This window comes from Streptomyces dysideae (assembly GCF_001514305.1).
GTDB lineage: Bacteria > Actinomycetota > Actinomycetes > Streptomycetales > Streptomycetaceae > Streptomyces > Streptomyces dysideae.
In genome coordinates this window covers 269,529-285,921 of record NZ_KQ949083.1, presented here as the reverse complement: position 1 = coordinate 285,921, position 16,393 = coordinate 269,529, and the positions used below count along the sequence as shown (strand labels likewise).

The following is a 16,393-nucleotide window of genomic DNA, read 5'->3' as shown; positions in this document are numbered from 1 at the left end:
TACCGAAGCCCGCCGATGTCGTCGCCGAACTCGCCCTGCTGGACGCCGAGTTGTTCGTGATCGTCGAACAGGACCTGTACCCCTGCGCACCCGAGGTACCGCTGCCCATCGCGCTGAGCACCCGTGAGCACCTGGCCGGCTGCGGCCTGACCGGAACCCGACGCCCACACAGCGACCGGTAGGAGGCCGCATGGACGTCAGGGACGACGCGACACCGGCCCCCGCTGTCACGGACGACGCTCCTCGGGCGGTCAACCGGCGGCTGCGGCTCCTCAGCGACGTCCCCGAGACCAAGGGCCGCACCCTCGCAACCCTCGAAGCGGAACTCCGCGCCCGCTACTCCTGACCTCCGAACGTCTTGAAGGGAACGACCATGACCGTACGTGTTGGTGTCATCGGCACCGGGATGATCGGCCAGGACCACATACGGCGGCTCACCGACGTCATCGCCGGCGCGCGGGTCTCCGCCGTGACGGACCTCGACGCGGACCGCGCCGCCGAGGTGGCCGCCCGTGTCGGGGCCACCGCGCATCCGGACGGCGCCGAGCTGATCGCGTCCCCCGAGGTGGACGCCGTCCTCGTCACCTCCTGGGGCCCCACCCACGCCGAGCACGTCCTGAACGCCATCGCCGCGGGCAGGCCCGTCTTCTGCGAGAAGCCCCTCGCCACCACCGCCGAGGACTGTCTGCGCATCGTCGAGGCCGAGCGCGCGCACGGCCGCCGCCTGGTCCAGGTCGGCTTCATGCGCCGCTTCGACGCGGGCTACCGGCAGATGAAGGAGGTCCTCGCCTCCGGCTCCCTCGGCACTCCGCTGATGGTGCACTGCGCGCACCGCAACCCGACCGTCCCGGACTCGTACACCTCCCGGATGGCCGCGCAGGACACCGCCGTGCACGAGATCGACGTACTGCGCTGGCTGCTCGACGACGAGATCGTCTCCGCCCAGGTGATCACCCCGCGCGCCACGAGCAAGCGGTTCGCGCACCTCAAGGACCCGCAGATCATGCTCTTCGAGACCGCGAACGGGGTCCGCGTCGACTTGGAGGTCTTCGTCAACTGCCAGTACGGCTACGACATCCGGTGCGAGACCGTCGGCGAGGAGGGCCTCGTCCGCCTCCCCGACCCGGCCGCCGTCGGGGTCCGCACCGCCGGACTGCACAGCACCGCCGTGCCGCAGGACTGGAAGGCCCGCTTCGTGGACGCCTTCGACACCGAGTTCCGCGAGTGGATCGCCACGGTCGAGAACGGCACCGAGCCGACCGGCCCGTCCGCCTGGGACGGCTACGCCGCCACCGTCATCACCGACGCCGCCGTCGCGTCCCTCGACTCCGACGGCGCCGTGGTCACCGTCGACATGAAGCCCCGACCCGCCTGCTACGGAGGTGCCGCGTGAAAATCGCCCTCGACCCGTACATGTTCCGTGCGCTGCCCATCGACGACATGGTGCGCACGGTCGCCGAACTCGGCTACGAGTACATCGAGTTGTCGCCCCGCGACGACTTCATGCCGTTCTTCCTGCACCCGCGCGCCGACGACGAGCGGATCGCCGAGCTGAAGAACTCCCTGCGTACGCACGGGGTGAAGCTGTCCTCCGTGCTGCCGCTGTACAAGTGGTCCTCGCCCGACGAGACCGAGCGACAGGCGGCCGTCCGCTACTGGAAGCGGATGATCGAGATCACCGCGGACCTCGAATGCCCCCTGATGAACTCGGAGTTCAACGGCCGCCCCGAGCGAGCCGCCGAGAGCGAGGCCGCGTTCTGGCGCTCGCTGGAGGAGCTGCTGCCCCTCTTCGAGCGGGAGGGCATCGCCCTCAACCTGGAGGCTCACCCGGACGACTTCTGCGAGGAGAACACCCCTGCGGTCGACCTGGTCCGGGCCATCAACAAGCCCTGGGTGAACTACCTTTACTGCGCCCCGCACTCCTTCCACCTCTCCGGAGCCTCGGAGGTCGGCGCGGACATCGCGGCGATGATGCGCCACGCCGGGGACAAGCTCCAGCACGTGCACATCGCGGACTCCTTCAACCACAAGGGGTCCAGCGGCCTGCGCTACATCCTCAACCCGCCCGGCACCACGGCCCGTATCCACCAGCACCTGGACATCGGCCAGGGCGAGGTCGACTGGGACGCCTTCTTCGGCACCCTGCGCGAGCTGAACTTCGACGGCGTCGCCACGGCCTGCGTCTTCGCCTGGGAGGAACGGGCCAGGGAGTCCTCGGCGTTCATGCTGGACCGCATCAGCAAGGAGCTGGCCGCGTAGCGGTCAGGTGTGCCCCGGGGGACGCCGGACGCTCTCCGCCTCCGCTTCGTACGCGCGGGGCGGGGAGAGGTGAAGCAGGCTCGCTTCGACGTCGTCGAGGGCGCGCCGCGCGGTGGCGATGCGGTCACGGAGTTCGCGGTCGGGGGCGGGAGCATGCCGTGCCGGACCGGCGTCCTGGTCCCGGCCGGCGGTCCATCAGGGTTGCTGAACCGCCCCGGTCTCCCCCACGCCGGCCAGCAGGCCGCACACCGTGGCCGCCGAGTCCTGGGGGCCGCCCCGGCCTGCGACGCGGATCTCGACGTAGCGGGTGCCGTTCGCCGCGTGTCGGGCCCGTACCGCACCGATGCTCTCCTCGGCGTACGGCACGATCGCCACGACTCCGTTGCGGGCCAGCACCTCCGCCGTCACCCCTGCCCGCCCGGCGTCCGCGCCGAGGCCGGCGAACCGGTCCAGTACCTCCACCCGGCGCCCCTCCGCCAGTAACCGCTCGGCCGCCGCGTACGCCGCGGCCAGCCGGTCGGCCAGCGGCCGGCCCGTCACCCACACCGTCGCCCCCGGACAGGTGCATCGGCGGTGCGAGTCGCTCAGCACGGGTACCCCCAGGCGCGGGCGGTGTCGCGCAACGCCGCCGGCACGTCCGCCGCGTCCGGCAGCGGCCGTGCCCGCTGGATCTTCCCCGACTTGATGTTGTCGCTCCAGTCACCGATGTACGGCACGAACGGCCCGTGGTCGCCCTTCCGGTACTCGAGCATCCGCCGTGTCCACGGCACGCCGAGAAAGGCGCAGATCTCCTGCGTGACCTCCTCGGGTCTCGCCGTCAACTCCTCGTAGCGGACCGTGAGTCCGGGCAGCGCGGTACGGGCCGCCTCGACCGCCTCCACGTACCCGCGCACCTCACGGACCGTCGCCTCCAGCTCGCGGTCGGGGCGATTGTCGATCAGGGAGTTCACCATCGAGGCCGGGTGTCTCAACAGGAAGATGTACCGGGCGCCCGGCCACCCCTCGTGCAGTCGCTCCCAGATGCCGGCGTTGCCGGGCGTCTTGTCCACGATGATCTGCTTGCCGCTGCGCACGAGCTCCCGGTGCAGGATGCGGTCCCACAGCAGGTACTCCAACTCACGCTGGTCGAGGCCGAGTTCGGACATGGCCTTCTTGGAGTACGGCTTGGTGAGGTCGACCGCCAGGGTGCGCAGGTGCATCTCGTGCGGGGCGCGGATCTGCGGGTGGCTGTTGAGCAGGACCCGCAGCAGCGTGGAGCCGGAGCGCACGGAGGAGAGGATGAACACCGGCTCCGGGACCAGCCGGTAGGCCGTGGCCGGTACGGGCGGTTCGGCCAGCCTGCGCAACCGCCGCCGCACCCCCCGGGCCACGCGGCGTATCCCCGGACTGTTCAAGACCATCGCCGTGCCTCCCTACCACCCGGCGCGCGGAACCCGACCTCCCGTTGAATGCTTGACCATACTGGGGTGAGCCGCTGGGGGCACCATGGGGCCGGGATGAGAATTCCGTGAGCTTCTCCGCCGGCTCGCCGGGCAACGCGGCGGCGATGTCGGGCCGTCGGGCCATGCCCAGGAGGCCGTGGAGGGGAAACCCGCCGCAGGACGCCCTCAGTTACTGGACGCCGGAGCGGATGGCCTCGACCCGCCCGACGCCGATGGACGTCGTGCCCTCGACGCATCCGTACGGCGGCTGGTCCGCGTGCCGCACGCGTGAGGCGGTCGCGTTCTCGCCGGACGATCCGCCGGGACCTCGGCCGCGGCCCGCCGGCGGGCCGGAGCTGTGGCTGCTCACGGAGCCGGATCCGGTACTCCTCGGACTGCCGTCGCTGCTGGCCGCGTACTCGGGGAGCCCGCCCGAGAGGAACGAACTCGCCGCGGAACCCTGCGCGTCCTGCCGCTTCCCGCACACGTCAGCCGTCGGCACCGGGCCGCCCCTGTACTACGCGGCCGGTTCCCACGGCGACCTGGCGTTCTACGCGGTGTCGGCGTCCCCGACCGGTCTCGGCCTCGCGATCCCGGGCACCGAAGCCGGTGCGGACCGGAGGCGTACTCCCGAGTGCGGCGCGCGGTCTACTGGACTTCGGGCGCGCCCTGCCGCCTCAACGAGCAGCCGTACGAGTGACGGACCGCGCACGTCCCGCTCGGCACCGCGCACCTCGCCGGGGTGGCGTGGCGGGACGACGCCGCTCCGCCTCCCCCGCCCAGACCAGACCGGTCTCGTATGCCGGCACCAGCAGCTGCGCCCGGTCGCGCGCGCCCGCGCTTGGTCGTCGCCCGGCCCACATGGTCTTGGGGTGCCGCTGGGCACCGCTCCTTCGCCTCTGGGGGCCGGGTCGGCCTCACCTCACCGCAGCCCCGGCTCGGGCGAGTCAGGCGGCGGTGATCAGGTGGTTGTCGGTGGGACCGTCCGTCAGGCGGCACGGCATATGACCGCCGGTCGTCTGGTCAGGGGTCGTTACGGTCTGCGGGAGGGGTAGCCCGTTCATGACGGGCTGACCGGCAGCCGACAACCGGCCAGGCCACGGGGGCGTACAGAGAGCTTCTCCGCGATCCCGCGGAGCACCACCGCCGCCGGAGCCTCGGGTTCGCTCAGCACCAGCGGATTACCGGCGTCGCCGGCCTCGCCCAGGAGCGGGTCCATCGGCACCTGCCCCAGCAGGGGAACCTCCGTGCCCAGTGCGAGGGACAGCGAATCGGCGACCGTCCGGCCGCCGCCGGAGCCGAAGAGCCGCGTCGTCGAACCGTCCGGCAGCCGCAGCCAGGACATGTTCTCCACCACCCCGGCCACCCGCTGACTGGTCTGCAGTGCGATGGCTCCGGCCCGCTCGGCCACCTCGGCCGCGGCCGCCTGCGGTGTGGTCACCACGAGGATCTCGGAGTCGGGGAGCAACTGGGCGATGGAGATGGGGATGTCGCCGGTGCCGGGCGGCAGGTCGAGCAGGAGCACGTCGAGGTCCCCCCAGTACACCTCGCCGAGGAACTGCTGAAGCGCGCGGTGCAGCAGCGGGCCGCGCCACATCACCGGCGCGTTCCCCGAGGTGAACATCCCGACGGAGATCACCTTCACACCGTTCGCCCGGGGCGGCATGATCATCTTTTCGACGCGGGTGGGAACCGACGTCACGCCCAGCATTCGCGGAACCGAATGGCCGTGGATATCGGCGTCCAGCACGCCGACCGACAGCCCGCGTGCGGCCATCGCGGCGGCCAGGTTGACCGTGACACTCGATTTCCCGACGCCGCCCTTGCCGGAGGCGACGCAGTACACCCTGGTCAGTGAACCGGGCCGGGAGAAGGGAATCCCCGGCTCGTCCGTGTCGCCCCGCAGGCTCCTGCGCAGTTCGGTGCGTTGCTCGTCGCTCATCACGTCCAGCTCGATCCGCACCTCGCGCACGCCGGGCAGCGTGGATACGGCGGCGGTGGCGTCCGAGGTGATCTTCTCGCGCAGCGGGCAGCCGGACACCGTCAGATAGATACCGACCGTGACCACGCCATCGGCGTCCACCGTGATCTCCTTGACCATCCCGAGGTCGGTGATGGGCCGCTGGATCTCCGGATCGAGGACCTTGGACAGCGCCTCGCGGACCGTCTCCGTGGCCAGGGCGTACTCGTGGGTCTGTGCAGTTGTCACAGGCGGGACTCCGGATCCGTGCGGGCGCTGGGTGTGCGGGCGGGGCGAGACGTGGCGCTGCGTCAGCCGACGACGGTCCAGGTGTCCTTGCCGTCGAGCAGGGACTGGAGGTCGGCGGGTGCCGTGCTCCTGGCCTGCTCGATCTGGGCGCGGACCTGGTCGTCGTAGACCGGGCGGCTGACGGAGCGGAAGACACCCGTGACGGTGTGCGCGAAGTCCTGGGAGCACAGCCGCGACAGTGCGAAGGCGTAGGAAGGATCCTCCAGGGTGGCGTCGTGCACCACCAGTTCCTTCTCCCCTACTTCCGAGACCTTCGCCGTCTCCAGCCCTCCGGAACCGGTACGGATCACGCCGAACTCTCCTTCGGCGCCGAAGCGCAGCGGTTCGCCGTGGCGCAGCGGGATGAGGCGCCGCTCCCGCTCGCCGGGTTGCCGCAGGACCTCGAAGGCGCCGTCGTTGAAGATCGGGCAGTTCTGGTAGATCTCCACGAGCGCGGTGCCGCGGTGTTCGGCGGCCGCGGTGAGCACGTCGGTCAGCCCCGCGCGATCCGAGTCGAGGACGCGGGCCACGAAGGTGGCGCCGGCGCCGAGGGCCAACGAGACCGGGTCGAAGGGGGCGTCGACCGAGCCCATGGGGGTGGATTTGGTGACCTTGCCCGTCTCCGAGGTCGGTGAGTACTGGCCTTTGGTGAGCCCGTAGATGCGGTTGTTGAACAGCAGGATCTTCAGGTTCACGTTGCGCCGCAGGGTGTGGATCAGGTGGTTGCCGCCGATCGACAGGGCGTCCCCGTCACCGGTGACCACCCAGACCGACAGATCGGGACGGGCCACGGCCAGGCCGGTGGCGATGGCCGGGGCGCGGCCGTGGATGGAGTGCATCCCGTAGGTGTTCATGTAGTACGGGAAGCGGGAGGAGCAGCCGATGCCGGAGATGAACACGGTGTTCTCCCGCCTCAGCCCCAGCCGGGGCATGAAGCCCTGTACGGCGGCCAGGACCGCGTAGTCGCCGCAGCCGGGGCACCAGCGCACCTCCTGGTCGGACTTGAAGTCCTTCGGTGAGAGCTTGGTCTCGGCCGTGGGCACCAGTGCCTGCCCGTCGATGGCGGGCAGGCCGAGGTCGATGGTGGTCATGTCCGGACTCCTTCGATCGCATCGGTGAACACGCCCTGGAGTTCCTCCGCCCCGAACGGAAGACCGGCGACCTTCGTGTACGAGATGGCGTCGACCAGGTACTTCGCGCGCAGCAGCAGCGCGAGCTGGCCGAGGTTCAACTCCGGGACGACGACGCGCTCGTAGTGGGAGAGCACCTCGCCGAGGTTGGCGGGGAGGGGGTTGAGGTGCCGCAGATGCAGGTGTGCGACGGGGTGTCCGGCCCCGCGGACACGGCGGGCGGCGGCGCCGATCGGCCCGTACGAGGAGCCCCAGCCGACCACCAGGACTTTGGCCCGGCCGGATGGGTCGTCCGGCACGGCGTCGGGCACGGTGATCCCGTCGATCTTGGCCTGCCGCAGCCGCACCATGCGGTCGTGGTTGTCGGCGTCGTAGGAGATGTCGCCGGTGCCGTCGGCCTTCTCCAGGCCGCCGATGCGGTGTTCGAGTCCGGGGGTGCCGGGTACCGCCCAGGGCCGGGCGAGGGTGTGCGGGTCGCGCAGGTAACCCCAGAAACGGCCGGACCCGTCGGGGGCGTTGGGCTCGGATGTGAACTCGACGCTCAGGTCGGGCAGTTGTGAGGCGTCCGGGACGAGCCACGGCTCGGAGCCGTTGGCGATGTGGCCGTCGGACAGCAGCAGTACCGGCGTTCGGTAGGTGAGGGCGATCCGGGCCGCGTCGAGCAGCGTGTCGAAGCAGTCCGCCGGGGTGGCGGGGGCGAGAACCGGCACCGGGGACTCGCCGTTGCGCCCGAACATCGCCTGCAGCAGGTCCGCCTGCTCCGTCTTGGTGGGCAGGCCGGTGGAAGGCCCGCCGCGCTGTACGTCGATCACCAGCAGGGGCAGTTCGGTCATCACGGCCAGGCCGATGGTCTCGCTCTTGAGGGCGAGACCGGGACCGGACGTGGTGGTCACGCCCAGTGCCCCGCCGTAAGAGGCCCCCAGCGCGGCACCGACGGCGGCGATCTCGTCCTCCGCCTGCACCGTGGTCACGCCGAAGTTCTTGTGCCGGGAGAGCTCGTGCAGGATGTCGCTGGCCGGGGTGATCGGGTAGCTGCCGAGGAGCACCGGCAGCCCGGACCGGGCTCCGGCCGCGACGATTCCGTACGCCAGGGCGGTGTTGCCGGTGATCTGCCGGTACGTGCCCGGGGTGAGCGTGGTCGCGGGGGCGACCTCGAACGTCACCGCGAACGCCTCCGTGGTCTCGCCGTAGTTCCAGCCGGCCCGGAAGGCCAGGATGTTCGCCTCGGCGATCTCGGGCTTGCGCCCGAACTTCTGCCGCAGGAACCGCTCGGTCCCGCCGGTCGGGCGGTGGTACATCCAGGACAGCAGGCCCAGGGCGAACATGTTCTTCGCCCGCCCCGCGTCCTTCTTGCTCAGACCGGTGTCGGCCAGTGCGCCCCGGGTGAGCGTTGCCATGGCGACCTGGTGGACCTGGAAGGAGGTCAGCGTGCCGTCCTCCAGCGGGTCGGCGACGTAGCCGGCCCTGGTCAGGTTGCGTGGTGTGAACTCGTCGGTGTTCACGATCACCGTGCCGCCCGGCGGCAGGTCGGCGAGGTTGGCCTTCAACGCGGCCGGGTTCATCGCCACCAGCACATCCGGCCGGTCTCCGGCGGTGAGGATGTCGTAGTCCGCGAAGTGCACCTGGAAGGACGAGACGCCGGCGATGCTGCCCTGGGGTGCGCGGATCTCGGCGGGGAAGCTGGGCAGTGTGGCCAGGTCGTTCCCGAAGGCCGCGGCCGCCGAGGTGAACCGGTCGCCGGTGAGCTGCATACCGTCTCCGGAGTCACCGGCGAACCGGATGACCACCCGTTCGAGCCGCTCGGTCCGTTCAGTTCGTTCCGTCCGTCCGGGGCTGGTGCTGGTGCCGGTGCTGCTCATGGCGCCACGTAACTCTGGACGAAGGGTGTGTCGACGCCGATCGGACCGAGGTCGGCCGCACCGCCGGGCGAGCCCAGCGGCTCGGCGCGGCCGGGCAGCGGTTCGGAGAAGAAGCGGGCGTTCTCCGTGACGAACGCCGTGTCCTCGGGGGCGAGTTCCTCAACCGTGGCGATGGCCTCCACCGGGCAGACGGGTTCGCAGGCGCTGCAGTCGATGCACTCGTCGGGGTTGATGTAGGCCATACGCTCCCCGACGTAGATGCAGTCCACCGGGCACTCGTCGACGCAGGCGCGGTCCATGACGTCGACGCATGCGGCGCCGATGGCGAAAGTCATGAGGTGACTCCTTCGGTGTGGGGTCGAACGACCTGTAGTGGTCCGGGCGACCTGTAGTGGTCCGTGGTCCGGGCGAACTGACAGTTACTCAGGCGCCTTCGGGGGAAAGCTCCGCGGCCGGAGCGTCGCCCATCGAGGCGAGGATCTCGTAGCGGCGGCGGGCGAATTCGGGTTCGAACTGGGCGCCCGGGCGCCGCGGGCCGGGGATGTCGACGATCTCGCGTACGACGGCGGGGCGGGGGCTGAGCAGCACGATCCGGTCGGCCAGCAGCAGGGCCTCGTCGACGTCATGGGTGACGAAAAGGATGGTGGTCCCGTACTGCCGCCAGACCGAGACCAGCAGTTGCTGCATCTCCGAGCGGGTCTGGGCGTCCAGCGCGCCGAACGGCTCGTCCATCAGCATCACCCGGGGGCGGGTGGCCAGGGTCCGGGCGAGCTGGACGCGTTGCCGCATACCGCCCGACAACTGGCCCGGCAGATGGTCGAAGAAGCCCTCGAGACCGACCTGGGCCAGGAGTTCCTCGGCCTCCTGACGCCGCTGCCGCCGGGGCACGCCACGCAGTTTCAGGGCGTACTCGACATTGCGCGCGGCCGAACGCCAGGGCAGCAGAGCGTCCTCCTGGAAGACCATCGCACACGCCATGTCGGCGCCACCCCTGCCACCCACCGGTTTCCCGTCGACCTCCGCGCGTCCGGCGGTGGGCGTGAGCAGCCCCGCCAGGGCGCGAAGGATGGTCGACTTCCCGCACCCGGAGGGCCCGAGCAGGACGACGATCTCTCCGGGCCGCACATCGAGGTCGACCTCGGCGGCCGGCATGTCGCCGAAGGCGAGCTTCAGTCCCTCCAGCCGGACCTGCGCTCCGGCGCTCATCGGGCGTTCCTCGGCAGCCAGCGGTTGATCCGGGACCCGAGCCGCTCCACCAGCCAGGCCGTACCCCAGCCCAGGATGCCGATGGACAGCATTCCGACGACCACGCCGGAGTAGTCGAGCAGGCCGTAGGACTGCCAGGTGTAGTAGCCGACACCGAACTGACCGGAGATCATTTCGGCGCTGATCACGCAGATCCAGGAGACACCCATGGAGACGGACAGCCCCGAGAAGATGCCGGGCATCGCTCCGGGAAGCACTACGTGCGCCAGTATGGACAGCCGGCTGGCGCCCATCGTCCGGGCGGCCTCCTCCCAGACCTTGGGCAGAGTCTTCATCGCGTGGATGGTGCTCACCACCACCGGGAAGAACGCGGCGAAGAAGGTGATGAAGACGATGCCCTGCTCGCCGGTCGGGAACACGAGGATCGCCAGCGGGACGAGGGCGATCGCCGGGATCGGCCGGGCGACCTCGATGAGCGGCCGGACCAGCGCCTGGACGACCCGTGAACGCCCGATCGCCATGCCGATGGCCACCCCGCTCACCGCGGCGAGCCCGAAGCCGAGCAGGATGCGGCGCAGACTGGCCAGCAGGTCCTGGTAGTAACTGCCGGACGTCAGTTGTCCCTTGAGCGTGTCGTACACGTCGGCCGGGCCGGGCACCTTGTCGAAACGCAGCCACAGGACGACGCCGTTGGCCGTGAGCAGGTACCAGACCAGCAGCGCCGCGGCCAGCGGCAGCGCTGTCTGCGCCCCGGCGGCCAGTCGGCGCGGCCATGCCCCGGTCACGGTGAGCGGGCGCAGACCGGCACGCAGACCAGGGCGCGGCCGCTGGGTGGCGGCGATCGGATCATCTGTGAGTGTCAGGGACTGCTGGGAGACGGGAGTCGTTGTCATGCGTCCTCTTTCCTGCGAAGCCTGCGATACGTGCGATACCTGCTCGGCTCTGCGACAGGCGGGTCTTGCGACCGCCGCCGGCTCACGAAGCCTCCAGTGCCGCCTCGTAGCCGAGTTCGCGGGCGCCGGAGTGGTCCGCCCGGTAGGAATCCGCGTCCGCGGCCACCGCGAACGGCAGCAGCCGGGAGTTCGCGGGCCGGTCGGGGTCGAGCACCCAGGTCGCGGCGGACGCGAACATCCGGGTCCCGTGCTTCTCGTCGGGTACGTAGGCGGCGCGTACGTCCCCGTCGTGGGCGGCGATCTGCCGCAGCAGGCAGGTGGGAGTCGCCGCGACCCCGGTGGACTTCCGGTCGGCGAACCACACCTCCGAGGCGGTGCGCGGATCCTTGACGGGCTCGTGGCAGACCGGGTCCTCACCGCTGAGCATGCTCGGGGATGTCGTGGTCTTGCTGGCGGCGTCGTACAAGGAGCCGTAGATCTCGCGCAGGTAGCTGTCGTTGACGAACGTGTCCAGGTCCAGGTCCTTGACCGAGCCGAGGTCCTTGAGGAAGGGCAGGTCCTTGGAGAGCGCCTCGACCAGCTGGGGCTTGATGGTCGGGTCGAAGGTCACCAGGCCACTGGGCCCGTTGTAGAGGTAGACCACCTCGGGTTCGATACCCGTGACCTTGGCGACCTGCTGGGCGGCGGCCAGCGGGTTCTTGTTGAGGTGGTCCGCCGTGTCGCGGACCGACTCCAGGAAGGCCCGCATCACTTCGGGGTGGTCGTCGGCGTACGCCTTGCGGGAGACGACGGCGTGGAACGTCGGGACGCCGTTGGACCCGCCGTCGTAGAGCAGCCTGCCCTGCTTGCGGAACACCATGAGCTGTGGCCAGGGCACGAACTGGGACAGCCCGGCGACCTGCTTGCCCTCGAGCGCCGAGGCGCCGACCGCCGGTTCCTGGTTGAGCACCTTGACGTCGTCGGGGCTGAGCCCGTTCTTCCGCAGGGCGTTCACGAGCATTCCGTGTGCGGCCGAACCGACGCTGGTGGACAGCACCTTGCCGCGCAGATCGGTCAGCTTCTTCGCCGAGGAATCCTTCGGCACGACGACCTGGTTGAGCGAGCCACGCAGGTTGTAGCCGGTGACCGCGACCAGCTCCGACCTGGCGTCGGGGAACTCGGCGGTCTTCGAGCCGTTGACGAGCACCGGATAGTCGCCCATGGAGCCGATGTCCACCTTGCCGGCGATCATCTGAGCGGTCAGCGGCGGCCCCGAGGGAAAGTCCTGCCAGACGACCTTGTAACGCACCCCGCTTGCCTTGCCGATGGCGTTCAGCTTGCGCTCGAAGGTGCCGCGGTCGCGCAGCAGAGTACCCGCGGTGACGGTGTTGATGGTCTTGGACTGGTAGCCGATGTTGACCACCACGGTCGAGGAGCCGGCCGAGGTGTCGGTACCGCAGGAACTGGCGCCGAGACCCAGGACGGCGAGTGCGGCGAGCAACGGCCGACCGCGGCGAGACCGCGGCGGGAGGGAGGGCCGTGGGACGGGGTGCGGAAAGGGATACATGTCAGGCTCCACTCATCGCAGGAGGAAGGGGATGTCGACCGTGACCGCGTCGACCGGGCAGCGGGCCGCGCAGGGACCGCAGTACCAGCACTCGTCGACGTGCATGTACGCCTTGCCGGTCTCGGGGTGGATGGCCAGTGAGTCCAGCGGGCACATGTCCACGCAGAGGGTGCATCCGTCGATGCACTTGGATTCGTCGATGGTGACCGGTACGTCGACCCGGTTTGATGCTTGCGCCATCAGTGGTCTCCTTCAGCCTGTGCGGTGGTCCGGGTGATAGGGGTGCTCGGGGTGGCAGGGGATTCGGTGAGGTCCGTACGAGCGTCGGTGAGGCCCATGCGGGCGAAGGCGCGGACATCGGCGTCCACGTCGGCAACGGCTGCCTCCAGGGCGGCCAGGACCTCCGGGCGGCCCGCCGACAGACCCCCGAGGGCACGTACTGCGGCCTTGCGTACGTCGAGGTTGGTGTCCCGGGTCGCGGCGATCAGCGGGGCGACCGCCTCCTGGGGATCCGCGACCGCCAGCGCGGCCGCCGCTCCCTGCCTGATCTGCCAGGCGGGGTCGGCCAGTGCCGTACGGGCCAGGGCCGCCGCCTGCTCGGTGCAGCCGGTGTGTGCCATGGCGGACAGGGCCGCGGCCCGCACCAGGAAGTCGGAGTCCTCGGCGAGGCGTATCAGGGTGGCGGCTCCGCGTGGGTCTCCTACGGCGGCCAGCCCTCGGGCCACGGCGAGCCGCACCGCGGCGGACCGGTCGTCCGCGGCATCCGACAGAGCGTCGAGCGCGTCCAGGGAGACGAGTCCGAGAACGATCTCGCAGCGCACGGCCTCGTCCGGGTCGGCCAGCAGCGCGGTCAACTCCTCGACGTCACACAGCCGGTGACGCCACAGGGCGACCACGGCGGCGGACCGGACATCGGCGTCGGGGTGCCCGCACGCCTCGCGCAGGGACCGTGTGAAGCTCTCGCCGGACACCAGTACTTCGCGCAGCTCGCTGAGCAGTTCGATGGCGGCGCGGCGGACCGACTCGGCCGGATCCAGCAGGGCCGCGGCGAAGACCGACGACGGCTCCTCCCAGGTTTCGGCGGCCTCGCTGAGCACGGTCAGCGCGGTGCGGCGTACATCGGGGTCGGTGTCGGTGAGGAACTCCGCCAGTTCGTCGGTGGTCGGTACCTCATCGGCGAGTTCGAGGAGCGCCAGGATGCGGTGGGGGCCGCCCTGTGCGGGCGTGTTGCCGGTCATCCCCACACCGCCGCGAGGTCGGCACCGGTCGGGGCGGGCACGTCCGCCACTCCGTCCGGGCGGGTGAAACCGGGAACCGGCACGATGTACGGCGCCACCGGCCGGGTCAGCGTCTCCATCTCCCCGCTCCCGCCGGCCTCTCCCGCTCCGCTCTTGCGCAGGTTCAGGTGGCGGAACCAGTTGGCGTCGTCCTGTTCGGGCCAGTCGGCGCGCTGGTGGTAGAGGCCCCAGCGGCTCTCCGTACGGGCCAGTGAGGCGCGCGCGGCCATCTCGGCGCAGTCCCGGATGAAGGTGACCTCGGCGCAGCGCATCAGCTCGTGGGGAGTGCGGGCTCCCATGCCTGCGATCTCGCGGCTCATCCGTCCGAACGCCTCCAGACCGAGGGTCAGATAGCGCTGGGTCTTGGGCGGTTGAAGGTAGTCGTTGACGAAGCGGCGGAGCTTGTACTCCACCTGCGGCTGGGGCGGTCCGTCCGGGTGGGACAGCGGCCGGTAGATCAGTTCGTGCGCCGCCGAGATCTGGTCCTCGGGGAGCGCGGGGCGGCCGGCGGAGGCTGCGAAGGCACCGGCGTGCTCGCCGGCGATGTCTCCGTAGACGAAGGCGCCGATCATGTAGTTGTGCGGTACGCAGGCCATGTCTCCGGCGGCGTACAGACCCGGCACGGTGGTGGCGGCGTGCTCGTCGACCCAGACACCCGAGGCGGAGTGGCCGCTGCACAGCCCGATCTCCGAGACGTGCATCTCGATGTCACGGGTGCGGTAGTCGTGGCCGCGGCCTTCGTGGAAGGTGCCGCGGGTGGGCCGCTCGGTGGTGTGCAGGATGCCCTCGATCTGGTTGATCGTGGCGTCCGGCAGATGGCTGAGCTTGAGGTAGATGGGGCCGCGAGCGCTGTCCAGTTCGCGCTTGACCTCGGCCATCATCTGGCCCGACCAGTAGTCGCAGTCGACGAAGCGGTTCCCGTCGGCGTTGACCGTGTAGCCCCCGAAGGGGTTGGCGACGTAGGCACACGCGGGCCCGTTGTAGTCCTTGATGAGCGGGTTGATCTGGAAGCACTCGATGCCGGAAAGCTCCGCACCCGCGTGGTAGGCCATCGCGTAGCCGTCGCCGGCGTTGGTGGGGTTCTCGTAGGTGCCGTACAGATAGCCGCTGGCCGGGAGGCCCAGGCGTCCGCAGGCCCCGGCGGCCAGGATGACCGCGCCGGCCGAGATGGTGACGAACTCCCCGGACCGGGTGTCGAATCCCACCGCGCCGACCGCCTGGCCGTCCACGGTGAGGACCCGCACCGGCATGATTCGGTTCTCGATCGTGACCCGGGAGCGCACATGACGGGCGCGCAGCGTGCGGTACAAAACCTTCTTGACGTCGCGGCCCTCCGGCATCGGCAGCACATAGCTACCGGAGCGGTGCACCTTGCGCACGGCGTACTCATTGTGTTCGTCCTTCTCGAACTTGACGCCGTAGCCCTCCAGCCGCTGCACCATGCCGAAGCCGCGGGTCGCGGTCTCGTAGATGGTGCGTTGGTTGACGATGCCGTCGTTGGCGAGGGTGATGTCGGCGACGTAGTCCTCGGGGGTCGCCTTGCCCGGAACGACGGCGTTGTTCACCCCGTCCATGCCCATGGCCAGGGCACCGGAGTGACGCACGTGCGCCTTCTCCAGCAGCAGCACGTCGGCGCCGTTCGCGGCCGCGGTCAGGGCCGCCATCGTGCCGGCGGTGCCCCCGCCGACGATGAGGACGTCGCAGGTGAACTCGCGCCGCTGTGACTGAGGTGGGATCTGCACGGAGGTCAGCCCCTTTCGGAGTAAGGGTGGTTCGAATGCGGGTCGGGGGTTCGGTGCAGCCAGGCGGACAGGGACATCCGGTCGCCGCGGAAGCGGACGAACTCGAGATCGATCGGCCGGCCCGCGTCCGTGTATGTCAGCCGTTCGAGGAACAGCAGGGGAAAGCCGTCGGGCACCCGCAGCAGCCCGGCGACCGTGCGGTCGGCGGCGATCGCCTCGATGGACAGAGCGGCCGCGCCCAGACACAGGCCCAGTTCGCCCTCGATCAGCCCGAAGACGTCGTGCCGTGTGAGGTCCATCTCCAGCAGGGGCCGGCCGATGTCCGCGGGAAGGTAGCTGGCGTCCAGTGACAGGGGCTGGTCGTCGAGCATCCGAACCCGCTCCAGGGCGATCACCTCGGTGCCCGGAGTGACCTCAAGTCGCTCTGCCACGGTGGGTGTGGCGGGCACGGTGTCCGCCAGCAGCACCTGGTTGACCACACGGTCGCAGCCGGTGTCGAAGCTCTCCGCGAGTCCGCGCAGCCGGTCCAGTCCCTGCACGGCCTTTCCCGACACGACTAACGTTCCGACGCCGGGGATCCGGTCGACCAGACCCTCCATACGCAGCAGCGCGAGGACGTCCCGGACGACGTTGCGGCTGGCCCCCAGTTCAGCGGCCAGCGCCGCCTCGGAGGGCAGCGGCCGGTTTCCGTATACGCCCGTAAGAACGCGGGTGCGTAGTACGTCCCGAACCCGCCGCACCGGTGCGACACGGCTGCCTGAACCCCTGCCACCAGCGGTGATCCCTGTCATGGCCGGAATGCTGCGGAGGAC

General features: G+C 70.3%; 15 protein-coding genes and 2 pseudogenes. 4 read left to right on the top strand and 13 right to left on the bottom strand.

The window, feature by feature from the left end; translation table 11 throughout:
* The 4 genes and pseudogenes from AQJ91_RS17560 to AQJ91_RS17550 all read left to right on the top strand — a co-directional run.
* Positions 1–182, top strand: a pseudogene (locus AQJ91_RS17560) (2-keto-myo-inositol dehydratase); the annotation flags it as partial.
* 8 nt (positions 183–190) lie between these two features.
* Positions 191–346, top strand: a complete 156-nt coding sequence (locus tag AQJ91_RS53620) for a hypothetical protein (RefSeq protein WP_159054593.1) — start codon at positions 191–193, stop codon at positions 344–346.
* 27 nt (positions 347–373) lie between these two features.
* Positions 374–1,393, top strand: coding sequence for a Gfo/Idh/MocA family protein (locus AQJ91_RS17555; protein ID WP_067022082.1), 1,020 nt, complete (start codon positions 374–376; stop codon positions 1,391–1,393).
* Positions 1,390–2,259 (top strand): sugar phosphate isomerase/epimerase family protein, encoded by an 870-nt coding sequence (locus AQJ91_RS17550; protein WP_067022080.1) that lies wholly within the window; start codon positions 1,390–1,392, stop codon positions 2,257–2,259. The genes AQJ91_RS17555 and AQJ91_RS17550 overlap by 4 nt, the downstream gene beginning before the upstream one ends.
* Before the next feature lie 195 nt (positions 2,260–2,454).
* On the opposite strand, the gene AQJ91_RS17545 is transcribed toward AQJ91_RS17550, so the two are convergent.
* From AQJ91_RS17545 to AQJ91_RS17480, 13 genes and pseudogenes are all read right to left on the bottom strand, one after another.
* Positions 2,455–2,799, bottom strand: a complete 345-nt coding sequence (locus AQJ91_RS17545) for a hypothetical protein (RefSeq protein ID WP_067022078.1) — start codon at positions 2,797–2,799, stop codon at positions 2,455–2,457.
* 44 nt (positions 2,800–2,843) lie between these two features.
* Positions 2,844–3,659, bottom strand: a complete 816-nt coding sequence (locus AQJ91_RS17540) for a sulfotransferase family protein (protein WP_067022076.1) — start codon at positions 3,657–3,659, stop codon at positions 2,844–2,846.
* Positions 3,660–3,870: 211 nt separating this feature from the next.
* Positions 3,871–4,182: a hypothetical protein gene (locus tag AQJ91_RS17535; RefSeq protein ID WP_067022073.1), complete on the bottom strand. Its 312-nt coding sequence runs from the start codon at positions 4,180–4,182 to the stop codon at positions 3,871–3,873.
* A gap of 558 nt (positions 4,183–4,740) precedes the next feature.
* Positions 4,741–5,859 carry an Mrp/NBP35 family ATP-binding protein gene (locus AQJ91_RS17530; protein WP_067022148.1) on the bottom strand — a complete coding sequence of 373 codons (1,119 nt, stop codon included), beginning with the start codon at positions 5,857–5,859 and terminating at the stop codon, positions 4,741–4,743.
* Positions 5,860–5,951: 92 nt separating this feature from the next.
* Positions 5,952–7,019 carry a 2-oxoacid:ferredoxin oxidoreductase subunit beta gene (locus tag AQJ91_RS17525; RefSeq protein WP_067022071.1) on the bottom strand — a complete coding sequence of 356 codons (1,068 nt, stop codon included), beginning with the start codon at positions 7,017–7,019 and terminating at the stop codon, positions 5,952–5,954.
* Complete coding sequence (locus tag AQJ91_RS17520) at positions 7,016–8,917, bottom strand: 2-oxoacid:acceptor oxidoreductase subunit alpha (protein WP_067022069.1); 1,902 nt, start codon at positions 8,915–8,917, stop codon at positions 7,016–7,018. The genes AQJ91_RS17525 and AQJ91_RS17520 overlap by 4 nt, the downstream gene beginning before the upstream one ends.
* Positions 8,914–9,252, bottom strand: a complete 339-nt coding sequence (gene fdxA, locus AQJ91_RS17515; protein WP_067022067.1) for a ferredoxin — start codon at positions 9,250–9,252, stop codon at positions 8,914–8,916. Before fdxA ends, AQJ91_RS17520 begins: the two co-directional genes overlap by 4 nt.
* A gap of 88 nt (positions 9,253–9,340) precedes the next feature.
* Positions 9,341–10,123, bottom strand: a complete 783-nt coding sequence (locus AQJ91_RS17510; protein WP_067022065.1) for an ABC transporter ATP-binding protein — start codon at positions 10,121–10,123, stop codon at positions 9,341–9,343.
* On the bottom strand, positions 10,120–11,016 hold the full coding sequence (locus tag AQJ91_RS17505; protein WP_079085024.1) for an ABC transporter permease: 897 nt from the start codon (positions 11,014–11,016) through the stop codon (positions 10,120–10,122). The genes AQJ91_RS17510 and AQJ91_RS17505 overlap by 4 nt, the downstream gene beginning before the upstream one ends.
* 82 nt (positions 11,017–11,098) lie before the next feature.
* Complete coding sequence (locus tag AQJ91_RS17500; RefSeq protein WP_067022063.1) at positions 11,099–12,496, bottom strand: ABC transporter substrate-binding protein; 1,398 nt, start codon at positions 12,494–12,496, stop codon at positions 11,099–11,101.
* Positions 12,497–12,574: 78 nt separating this feature from the next.
* Positions 12,575–12,802 (bottom strand): 4Fe-4S dicluster domain-containing protein, encoded by a 228-nt coding sequence (locus tag AQJ91_RS17495; RefSeq protein ID WP_067022061.1) that lies wholly within the window; start codon positions 12,800–12,802, stop codon positions 12,575–12,577.
* Positions 12,802–15,581 (bottom strand): annotated as a pseudogene (locus tag AQJ91_RS49510) (fumarate reductase/succinate dehydrogenase flavoprotein subunit). The gene AQJ91_RS17495 and the pseudogene AQJ91_RS49510 overlap by 1 nt, the downstream one beginning before the upstream one ends.
* 5 nt (positions 15,582–15,586) lie before the next feature.
* Positions 15,587–16,372 carry a GntR family transcriptional regulator gene (locus tag AQJ91_RS17480; RefSeq protein WP_067022055.1) on the bottom strand — a complete coding sequence of 262 codons (786 nt, stop codon included), beginning with the start codon at positions 16,370–16,372 and terminating at the stop codon, positions 15,587–15,589.
* Between the last annotated feature and the right edge of the window lie 21 nt (positions 16,373–16,393).

Bases quoted from the DNA above. Each gene is read 5' to 3' on its own strand.
- AQJ91_RS53620 (WP_159054593.1), top strand. From the start codon at position 191: ATGGACGTCAGGGACGACGCGACACCGGCCCCCGCTGTCACGGACGAC.
- AQJ91_RS17555 (WP_067022082.1), top strand. From the start codon at position 374: ATGACCGTACGTGTTGGTGTCATCGGCACCGGGATGATCGGCCAGGAC.
- AQJ91_RS17540 (WP_067022076.1), bottom strand. From the start codon at position 3,659: ATGGTCTTGAACAGTCCGGGGATACGCCGCGTGGCCCGGGGGGTGCGG.
- AQJ91_RS17525 (WP_067022071.1), bottom strand. From the start codon at position 7,019: ATGACCACCATCGACCTCGGCCTGCCCGCCATCGACGGGCAGGCACTG.
- AQJ91_RS17520 (WP_067022069.1), bottom strand. From the start codon at position 8,917: ATGAGCAGCACCGGCACCAGCACCAGCCCCGGACGGACGGAACGAACT.
- fdxA (WP_067022067.1), bottom strand. From the start codon at position 9,252: ATGACTTTCGCCATCGGCGCCGCATGCGTCGACGTCATGGACCGCGCC.
- AQJ91_RS17510 (WP_067022065.1), bottom strand. From the start codon at position 10,123: ATGAGCGCCGGAGCGCAGGTCCGGCTGGAGGGACTGAAGCTCGCCTTC.
- AQJ91_RS17505 (WP_079085024.1), bottom strand. From the start codon at position 11,016: ATGACAACGACTCCCGTCTCCCAGCAGTCCCTGACACTCACAGATGAT.
- AQJ91_RS17495 (WP_067022061.1), bottom strand. From the start codon at position 12,802: ATGGCGCAAGCATCAAACCGGGTCGACGTACCGGTCACCATCGACGAA.
- AQJ91_RS17480 (WP_067022055.1), bottom strand. From the start codon at position 16,372: ATGACAGGGATCACCGCTGGTGGCAGGGGTTCAGGCAGCCGTGTCGCA.